Annotated in this window: 9 protein-coding genes and 2 tRNA genes; 3 read left to right on the forward strand and 8 right to left on the reverse strand. The window is 50.0% G+C overall.

Going from position 1 to position 9,610, the window contains the following annotated elements; all coding sequences use genetic code 11:
- Positions 1 to 59: 59 nt before the first annotated feature.
- The 6 genes from IQ260_RS21535 to rsfS all read right to left on the reverse strand — a co-directional run bounded on the left by IQ260_RS21535 (position 60) and on the right by rsfS (position 2,999).
- Positions 60 to 137, reverse strand: a tRNA-Met gene (locus IQ260_RS21535).
- A complete protein-coding gene (locus IQ260_RS21540; protein WP_407657747.1) occupies positions 98 to 469 on the reverse strand; it encodes a peroxiredoxin in 372 nt (123 codons plus the stop codon). The genes IQ260_RS21535 and IQ260_RS21540 overlap by 40 nt, the downstream gene beginning before the upstream one ends.
- A 208-nt stretch (positions 470 to 677) precedes the next feature.
- Positions 678 to 754 (reverse strand) — tRNA-Met (locus IQ260_RS21545).
- A 100-nt stretch (positions 755 to 854) separates the two neighbouring features.
- Entirely contained in the window at positions 855 to 1,808 is a 954-nt protein-coding gene (locus IQ260_RS21550; protein WP_193995149.1) for an asparaginase, read from the reverse strand.
- Between the two features lie 179 nt (positions 1,809 to 1,987).
- On the reverse strand, positions 1,988 to 2,485 hold the full coding sequence (locus tag IQ260_RS21555; RefSeq protein ID WP_193995150.1) for a CGLD27 family protein: 498 nt from the start codon (positions 2,483 to 2,485) through the stop codon (positions 1,988 to 1,990).
- A gap of 61 nt (positions 2,486 to 2,546) precedes the next feature.
- Positions 2,547 to 2,999: a ribosome silencing factor gene (gene rsfS / locus IQ260_RS21560; protein ID WP_193995151.1), complete on the reverse strand. Its 453-nt coding sequence runs from the start codon at positions 2,997 to 2,999 to the stop codon at positions 2,547 to 2,549.
- Positions 3,000 to 3,202: 203 nt separating this feature from the next.
- Between rsfS and IQ260_RS21565 the strand changes: the two genes are divergently transcribed.
- The 3 genes from IQ260_RS21565 (at position 3,203) to IQ260_RS21575 (ending at position 5,557) form a co-directional block, all read left to right on the forward strand.
- The gene (locus IQ260_RS21565; protein ID WP_193995152.1) at positions 3,203 to 4,081 is read left to right on the forward strand and encodes a HEAT repeat domain-containing protein; all 879 of its coding nucleotides are present in this window, start codon (positions 3,203 to 3,205) and stop codon (positions 4,079 to 4,081) included.
- Positions 4,082 to 4,166: 85 nt separating this feature from the next.
- The gene (locus IQ260_RS21570) at positions 4,167 to 4,586 is read left to right on the forward strand and encodes a peptidylprolyl isomerase (RefSeq protein WP_193995153.1); all 420 of its coding nucleotides are present in this window, start codon (positions 4,167 to 4,169) and stop codon (positions 4,584 to 4,586) included.
- Between the two features lie 179 nt (positions 4,587 to 4,765).
- On the forward strand, positions 4,766 to 5,557 hold the full coding sequence (locus tag IQ260_RS21575) for a polysaccharide lyase (RefSeq protein ID WP_193995154.1): 792 nt from the start codon (positions 4,766 to 4,768) through the stop codon (positions 5,555 to 5,557).
- A 34-nt stretch (positions 5,558 to 5,591) separates the two neighbouring features.
- Here IQ260_RS21575 and IQ260_RS21580 read toward each other — a convergent pair whose 3' ends face one another.
- Together IQ260_RS21580 and IQ260_RS21585 are read right to left on the reverse strand one after the other, a co-directional pair.
- Positions 5,592 to 7,700 (reverse strand): glycosyltransferase, encoded by a 2,109-nt coding sequence (locus tag IQ260_RS21580; protein ID WP_193995155.1) that lies wholly within the window; start codon positions 7,698 to 7,700, stop codon positions 5,592 to 5,594.
- Positions 7,701 to 7,770: 70 nt separating this feature from the next.
- The gene (locus tag IQ260_RS21585) at positions 7,771 to 9,141 is read right to left on the reverse strand and encodes an HlyD family secretion protein (protein WP_193995156.1); all 1,371 of its coding nucleotides are present in this window, start codon (positions 9,139 to 9,141) and stop codon (positions 7,771 to 7,773) included.
- Positions 9,142 to 9,610 lie beyond the last annotated feature (469 nt).

Genomic DNA, 9,610 nt, shown 5'->3' on the forward strand with positions numbered 1-9,610 from the left:
AGTCTAAATTCAAGCCAAAAAAAAGAGACTGAAGTAAACCTTCAGTCTCTTTTTCTAACTGGTGGCGGGGGCCGGATTTGAACCAACGACCTTCGGGTTATGAGCCCGACGAGCTACCAGACTGCTCACTAACCCCAATAACCTGGGTATTGCGCGCGATAAACTCCGGTAAATCTCGCTGAAAGCGTTGTGCCTCTAACGTACAACCCGGTGTAAAGTCCTTAGGATAAAAATACAGAACTACCCACTGCCCCAAATAATCTGACAGAGAAATCTCTCCATCGCCCATATTGGTAGGCAGTGTAAACTCAGGCGCAGGCTCACCTAGGGGTACTTGCTTACCACCCAGTGCCTGGGCAGGCGCTGAAGGGACTAGCAGCAATACCGCTGCTAATAGGACCGGCAGTATTAAACGACCCGTAAAACGACTCCAACGACTCCAAAAAGAGCCAGAAAACAAAAACGTCATAACAAAGAGCAGGGCATTGCTGATCCTCTAAATCAGCAACACCAAGAACAGCAAAGCGATTACGTTACTTAAGTTAACACTTTCGGTCCACGCCAGCAGACCTGTCCATGGCCTGCCGTGCACTTAGAAAATTCATTGCCAAAATTCAAAGTCTAAATTCAAGCCAAAAAAAAGAGACTGAAGTAAACCTTCAGTCTCTTTTTCTAACTGGTGGCGGGGGCCGGATTTGAACCAACGACCTTCGGGTTATGAGCCCGACGAGCTACCAGACTGCTCTACCCCGCGTTAGCGCCTTACTACTATAACCACGTGGGGTGTAAACCGCAATACTTTTTTTGCCTGAATCTTTGATTCTCGATAAAAACTAATTTCATGGGCATTTTTCCTAACCCAAATCAATCTCCCCGACCATGTCCAAACGCTTGTATGCACCCAGATTCAAATAGGTTTCAGCCAAGGTATCAGCGATATCAGGGGAGATCCATCCCAGCTGACGGAGAACATGTAGGGCGGCGGCATACTTTGCGCGCTTAGACCCGTCCACGACCTTAAGGGCCAGGCCCAGACCTTCACCCACTCGACTAATACACTGAATCCCCTCTGCACCAGACTTGCTGAGGATTTTCCCTTCAGTTAGACGCATAACTTCAGTATCAAATCCCTGGGGGCCTGCCACCATATCTGGATGGTGGGTCATGGCCCGAACAACCCGCTCCATTTCAAGATTTTCCCCAGACGCCAACTTGGCATATAGCGTTGCCATCTGGCGCAGCTGCATAAAATAAGTCGGAGCCCCACAGTCATCATGAGCCCCGATAAACTCGTCAGCTGGCATACCCAACAACCCTGAAAACCGGTTGAGAATTAGCTTTTGCAGCGGATGATTACGATTCAAGTAGGTATTAAGTTCCCAGCTCTGCTGTTTACACACAGCCAGCATGCCCGCATGCTTACCGGAACAGTTGTGCTGTAAAGCGCTTTGCTGACCAGTAGGGATCGGGCATTGAAGACAGGTGGGTTCTAAATCAGCCCGCCACAAAATACCAAACACCTGGCGGGCTTGCTCAGTCCGCCCCTGGTGAGACCCACACATAATAGCCAGATCCTTATCCGTCAGCTTAAAGGTATCTAAGGCCCCGGTAGAGGTCACTGACATTGCTTGAAACGGCTTGAGGGCAGAGCGGATAAAGCTGGCATTATCCGCATCACCTGCTGATGACAGCAATCGCCCCCGACTATCCGCCACCGCCGCATGGACCTGGTGGACAGACTCGACAATCCCTTCCCTCAGTAGTTGAACTGATAATGGGGCGGTGGAGATACGGCTTGGCCTAGGCATAAATTTTGATAGAAACAGCTAGAGAATTCGAAATGACAGTCCTAGATAAGTGGATAGTTTTGTCCATCTACTTACTAGTACTGCATCAAGATTAAAACTTCAGAAAACCTGAGTAGGTATTGTTCATCTTTCAACCAAACGTTGTAGGAAAAATGCCAGCAGACATGACCCAACCGGGCTCAAAACAGTGACCACCCTAGGAAACCTGCAGCTAAACAGCCAGCCATAATGCCAAAGGTTTTGCGCAAACGAGTCAAAATTGGCTTGACCTGATAGTCAACAATTAAACAGTCGCGCTTAAATATATCGTCAGGTTTGGTCCATATCTGGCCGTCATACCAGCCGGATTCTTCATAGGGCAGGTCTCTGACTTGCAGTCGATTGCCCACATGGGACCATCCAACATAAAGCTGTAGCAACGTGAGGCCAGGGATCACTAACGCCCCTAACGCTGCACTGATCAAGAATTTTGTCAGAAACTTGGTAGGGGCAAAGCTCACTGCAGCAATTGGCCCAGAGACAAACCAGCTCAAACTCCAAACGATTAGGACTGGCATTACATAACCGCGTATGTTACGAGCCCCCCAGCTATAGAACCAAGACTCCCGCATTTCCTCATATTCTCGGATGGGGAGCTGCTCGGCAGGAACAGGACAGCGCGGTGCAGAGCGTTTCATAGCCAATGGTTACAAATTGATAACTACATCATAGGACACCATTATTAAGAACTTTGGGCCACTATTGGCCAAAATTAGCAGGTGGGATCGGAACAAACTCAATTCGTTTGACATGACCCCAAAATGATTCGAGATCGTAATATTCCCGCTCCCTAGGCTGGAAAATATGGACAATCACCTCACCATAGTCATAAATCACCCACTTACCTTCTTCAGTGCCCTCTGTGCGTAGGGGAGAACGGCCATGGTCAGCTTCGAGGGTGGTTTCGATGGAGCGGGCAATCGCTCGAACTTGAATATTGGTAAACCCGGTGGCGATGACAAAATAATCAGCAAGGTAGGACGCGTCGCCCACCTGGAGAATTGAAATGTCCTCTGCTTTGCGATCATCGGCGGCATTGGCAATAGCCGTGGCTAGTGCTAGGGCCTTTTCATCGATCTGATTTTCATCGGTCTGATCGGCTGCGATCGCATCTGTAGTCCCTGATGTATCTAACTTAAGTGCCTCAGTCAACGATAGTCATCTCCTCATAAAATCGGTGATACCTACACGGTAATGCAAATTATTTGAAGCAGAGCATATTAAACATTTCTGCTGTCATAGTGTAACGAGGTGTAATACATCGGCAGTGTTCAGGATGCCAAACTTGGCCATCATAGGGGATAATCCACCTGGTCTTGGCCATAAATAAAACTGAGAATTGAGGAAATGCGGCTATGGCACTATCAGCAGGAGTCGGTGTATTAATTGGATTAGGCCTGGGATCGGGGGTTACAGCCTTGCTAATGCGGCGCACTATTCGTCGTCAGGATAACGCGCTGCAGCAATCCCTCAATCGCTTAAACCGGATCCAAGCAGACCATACCCAAGAGCTGAATGCCGCCCTAGCCAAGATGGAAGCTGACTATGAGCAGCAGATGGCGGCCAAAATTGAGCGTTACCAAGACACCCATCAAGAGCACCTCAGCGAGCTACAGGCTGAATATGAAGCGCGCATCGCTGTATTGATGAACGTTCCTCTTCAGGAAATGGGTGAAGATACCGCACTGCCATTACCGGCAGATAATCTAGACCCTGGGACTGATAGTTCTGCTGACAGTTCTGCTGACAGTTCTAATGCGGCGGCCAGTGCGACTGACACCGCTAGTGCCGACGAGCCAACTGTGGACAACACCTTCATCCCCATTCCAGATCCCTGGGGAGAAAGCAGTACACCCGATATGGCCCCTCAAGCGCCTGCCCCAGTCGCTGAGACGCCGATAGCCGCCCCCTCACGACCCGCTCCCAGCCAGCCAAATCTAACTCAAACAGCGACTGAGCTTGGCAAAGCTGCCGCTATTAATCGTAAGGAGGCGGTTCGCGCTGTTCCCCAGCTTGGCAAACTGATCAAAGACAACGACGCTGATGTGCGTCTGGCTGCCGTTACCGCCCTGCAAGACTCTGGCTCTATTAAAGCTATTCCCTTTCTGCGACAGGCGCTTAGGGACAGTGACAATCGGATTGTGGCAGCGGCCAGTGCAGCCCTGAATCGATTCAAAGGAGCTAAAAAGCCTGCCCCCAAAGCAAAAACCATCAAAAAGAAACGTCGCCGTTAAGCGTGCCAGAACTAAGTTTCTCTGCAGAGAAAGCTTATAGGTTGTAACTTGGACGTGGATCGCTCTGCTATATGAGGACGCCTGCATGACTAAAGCAATTATGGAAACCGAAAAGGGTACCATCAACATCGACTTTTTTGATGGTGATGCTCCTAACACGGTCGCCAATTTTGTCAAACTTTCCAAAGACGGTTTCTACGACGGACTTAACTTTCATCGCGTCATTCCTAATTTTATGATTCAGGGTGGCTGCCCCCAGGGCACCGGTACCGGTGGTCCTGGCTACAAAATTAAGTGTGAGATTAATCCCAACAAACACGAAGCCGGTAGTCTCTCCATGGCCCATGCCGGTCGTGATACGGGAGGCAGTCAGTTTTTTATCTGTCACGCTGCTCAGCCCCATCTCGACGGCGTTCATACAGTTTTTGGAAAAACAACGGATATGGATGTTGTCAATGCCATTAAGGGCGGCGATAAAATCTTGTCTGTAACCATTCAGGACTAATTCTTCGACCAGTTTTGCATACCGATGGTCTCCCTTGTCTGTAACCATGAAAACAACAGGGGAGACCGTAGAGTATTTTACGAATGGCTACGGTGGCGATATTGGGTGTGAAATGGGTGTTGATAATTAAATCAGCTCTGATGCTAGGGACAGTGGCCCTCATCAGCTGTCAATCTCCTGTGTCAACCTCGAAACCCACCGAGACGCCTGCCTCAGAGCCCCCCCGTCTTGGCCCTACAGCAGCCCCTCTTGGGGCCAGTGATTTGAGTCGGCCAGATTGGATAGACAGCTGGGAACCACGGGATGACAAAACGTGGGGGTTTGACAACTTTGAGTTGCGTCCGGTTTCCAACGGCCCCTTTGCCCATATTCTCAGGGTTCACTATCCGGCAGGTGCGGCTAGCCCGTCTGTCTCTCGTCAAACAGAGGCTCCCCTGGGCGGTGCCCAGTTTTATGGCGATCTGTTTTTACCCGCTCAAACCCAGCTGCGACTGAGCTACTATATCCGTTTTGCTGAGGGGTTTAATTTTGTTAAAGGGGGTAAACTGCCCGGTTTATTTGGCGGAGCCGGAGCCAGCGGTGGCCATATCCCTAACGGTACTGATGGATTTTCAACCCGGCTGATGTGGAGACAAAACGGTCAGGGCGAGGTGTATGCCTATCTGCCTACGAGCAAGTCCTACGGGACCTCCATTGGGCGAGGGACCTGGCAGTTCCAGCCCGGTATCTGGTACAAACTTGAGCAGGAGGTCAAACTAAATACCCCCCATCTTGCCAATGGCCAAATTCGAATTTGGGTCAACGACAGTTTAGTCCTAGAGCAAGGGGAACTAAGCTTTCGGACGACTGATACATTGCAAATTGATGGTGTTTTCTTCTCCACCTTTTTTGGCGGCGGCGATCCGTCCTGGGCCACACCCCAGGATACCTACATTGATTTTGCTAACTTTTCGGTCACTGCCGCCCATTGAAACTGGGCAAAATGGCTGGCCTGTCGGCCATGAATTATGGGGTCATGGTCACAACCGCCTGCTCGGGATCAGGCTGCTCGGGATCAGGCTGCCCAGGCATGGCCACATACTCGATAGTGATATTTTCGGTTTGGTCTAGCAGTAGGGGCTCTTGGAGACTGGGTGCGATCGCAAGATTATTTAAAGAACTATCCATCACCCGCTCCATCCTAATCCCGTCTAACCGGGTAATGACTGCCGTATCAGCCGCCTGCAGCGTAAACCCCGCAAAGTGAACCTGCGCTAATATCTCGGAATCTTGGGGCTGTACCTGTAAAACAGCATCGGCCTGAGAACGATCAAACTGGGCAACTAGGATGGTCCGGCCTGGACCTTGTCCCTTTAGTGTCAGCTCTCCCCGGTGAATGACCACAGGCTGTCGTAACTCTAGCTTACCAATGGGCAACCGCAGCTCCACAGGTTGGTCCATCGGCGACGTCTGAGACAGATCATCAATTAACGTCTGCAGCGCCACACCATCATCCTGCCCATCGTTAGGCCAGACTCCATAGTCCATCACCTCAATCACCTGGGGCACCTTAGCCGCACTAGCTTGATGACTGAGGCGTAACCCAGCAATATCCCAGGCGGGATTTAGATTGCCCGTGAGCCAGCATATAAATAGACCAAAAACAAAGAGCTGTACATAGAGTAGTAAGCGCGACGTCCCCAGCTTGACCGTTCGCTCTAACCCCTGGCCGTGGGCCGAAATACTTTGGGAACCACGATTGGTCCACTTCTGCTGGGCCAGATTCATTTGGGTCCAAATTTTCACCAGAGACCCACCCCACTGAGACAGCAGCAGTAGGGGAAAATGGATAAGTTTTAGGGTCGAGCTGCGCCCCCAAAAGGTCAGCATCAGCATCAGTGAGCGACTTGCAATCACCCAAAATATGACCACTGCAGCCGCCTTCCAATATCCCTGCAGCAACGACACCAGCAAAAAACCAGGGGTAATCAAACAGGTCCAAAAGCTGATGCGCTGGTCGCAAAGACTCCACCAGGTAAACCAGCCCGTAGTGACCGGGCCTAAGCTAATGGCCCGACCATTGTTGCGGAGCATGTTGCCATACCAGCGACGCATGTTGTTGTAAGCCCGATCAACCACTGAACCCGACAAAGTTTCAATCGAGTTTACGATGGCATCGGGCACATAAAACATGTCGTACTTATGACGCAACAACCAATACCAGGTACTCTTATCGTCTCCCGATAAAAACTTAAATCTCCCCCACAGCCAATCATTGAGAAAATCCTCCTCTAGCTGCGCAGCAAAAGATGGCTGCAGGGCCGCATCAGCCCGAAACAAGGAAAAGCGACCGGTCAGACACATGACCTTATGGGAGAGCGAGTCAGAACACATTTGCAGATGACGTTGGGCAAACCGCAAATGAAACCACTCAGAAAAGAAATAGGAGCCCTTTACCACCGGTAGCTCATCTGTTGTCAATGCTCCCATTTTGGGAAACAATCGAAAAAAGGGCAGACAGCGACGCAGGGTGCCGGGCAATAGCTCAGAGTCGCCATCCATCAGGGCAACAACGGTATCGGCAGGCAAATCGAGCTGAGACAGATGGCGCAGGCTATCGGCCATGGCCTTGCGTTTACCGTCTTTTTGAGTCATTTGAATCAGGCGAATCCACCGTAGCCCCGGATCGTCTCGTTCTATAATTTCGCGAATTGTCGCATTTTCATCATCGCTGCTGCTATTAACCAAAACAGTCGTAGGCTGGGCCAGGGTTTTCGCTTCACTGACAATCGCCTTAAAAACTCGCTCTGAAATCCATAGTTGTTCTTTGTAGGTGGGCACTAAAAAACACATATGGGGCAGCTCTTCCACCGGCACAGCATCTGCTTTGCGTCGCCAGCGCGGAAAGATCCGATGCAGATAGTATCGGCCCCGCAGCATCCGCAACAAAAACCAGGACCACCGCCAAATTCCAACTGCACCGAGACTAACCAGCCCAAAAATATTCCAGATGGCCATGTGACCAGGGTTTTGCAACATATATAGACCGCCTAGTCCGCAGCTAAACAGTGCTAAAAACGTGGCTGTGCTGACATAGGCGCTCATGGAGCGTTGCCGAGTCGAAGAGTTGGCCATAGTCATGCCCTAAAGATAAGTATGGATGGGTAAAATAAAAGGCTAGAAGATACGCTGGGCGCTCTAGAGATCAAAATACTCTACTTAGAAATCTCATCGGATTTGCCTGGGTACCAAAGGTGAGTTTGGCAGATTCGCCCACCCCACAAAACCGGTAAGCCTGTTCCTGGGACTGTGTTGGTGGCATGCTGACGCGCACTCGGGCTAATGCCTGCCCCGATAAATTTGCAGGTACAGCAGGCACCAGCGCCTCAGCGCGAGCTTTGGTAATTTCACCAGCGCTAATGGCCGTTACAAAGTCTACGTTACCGACAATGGTGCCGTCATAGCCACTGTGCTGGATTCGTACAGGCTGGCTAGCATCAATCCGTTTTGCCTGGTCAGCACTGACTAAGGCTTCTACCCAAAGCGCGTTGCAGTCTAGCAGGGAGAGTAATGCCGCCGGACGATTGACCTGCTCTCCAGCGTCATGATTGGTTGCGTAAATAACACCGTCAAAGGGGGCTAACAGGGGGATTAAATTAGAATCAGACGCGCTGACGTTATGAATAGATGTACTGACGTTAACAGCTGTTTCGGGTTCAGGAGACTGTGCCTGTAGCTCAAGGGCCAGCAGATCCAGCTGACTGTTTTGGCGCTGGATGTCCTCCATCAGCCGTCGTCGCTGCGATTGTATATCCTTAAGGTCTGATTGCATGGGTGCTTGTTGGGCAATAGCACTGGCATTAATCTGGGCAATGGTTTGCTCAGATTGAGCCTGCTCCACGGCAGCTTGACGGGAGCGCCAATCGGCTTCGAGTTCGTCTACTTCTTGTTGGGAGACCGCTCCTTTGGCAAGCAGGGTGCTAAATCGCTCGTACTTGTTACGTGCAGCCGTAGCCTGGGCCATGGCGGCGGTCACCGCTGCCTCAGAATAGTCAACCGTTTCAGTGGCAACACCAACGGTAACAGAACGGAGTATTTCCTCCTGACGGTTTAACTCTTGCAGCTGCTGGTCTAACAGGGCCAATGTCTGCTGGGTAGAGGCCAAGCGTATCTCTAGGGTCTGGTTGGCTAGCTGCTGAGCATCATTAGCGCCCACGGCCAGCAAGCCGTTGTCCTGGGATTGTTGAGAAAATGGCATTAGCTGTGCCAACACTTGTCCTGCCTTAACCCGTGCTCCTGGTCTCGCATAAAAATCTTGAATCTTGCCATCAACTGGAGCCTGAACTCTTACGGCACGACCGTTGACCAGACCACTATCAATGGTCATGTGCGTCAGCCGGTACGAAATTGAAGCTAGGCCCACACTGGTGGCTAGCACACCAAGGGAAACATAAGCAGCTCCGACTAAACCCCGTCGCCAAAGCGGAAACTGTTTTTTTGGAAAAGGAATTCTGTACTGAGATGGAATATCAGAAAATACCTTGGACTCAGAAGCCCCAGACATAGAGTCAACCATGAACCCTGACAACCTAACTATAGTTACTGAAATTACTGACTTTAATAGAGTGATGTGAGTGGTGTTTTTATACGCATACTCAACAAGAATATTACATACGTTCTTCTTTTCTCATCACTTCACACGAGGGTCTTCACATAGTCAAAACCCATCACGATCAGCAACCTCATCAGTGTTTTTACGGATGTATGAATATGCTTTTGTTTTTAGGTGAAGAGGTATAAAAGGTCTACCAAGGTGGCTGCACTAACTGATATAAAAAGAAAAAATCTTTGGTACAGGGTCAAGCTCTGGGATGCCGATAAATTTTATAAGTAATTATTTATACTCTTGAAATTCATCAGGGAACTTTTTCAAGAAAAGTTCCCACACTTTACACAATCTTTATTCAAGAGATTTTCTACGGGTATATACGTAGAAAGCCTACGACTCTAAGCTACATTAGGCCTAGGTACTTTGACGGTAATCA

The organism is Leptolyngbya cf. ectocarpi LEGE 11479, assembly GCF_015207065.1.
In the GTDB taxonomy this organism is placed as follows: Bacteria; Cyanobacteriota; Cyanobacteriia; order Phormidesmidales; family Phormidesmidaceae; genus Leptothoe; species Leptothoe ectocarpi.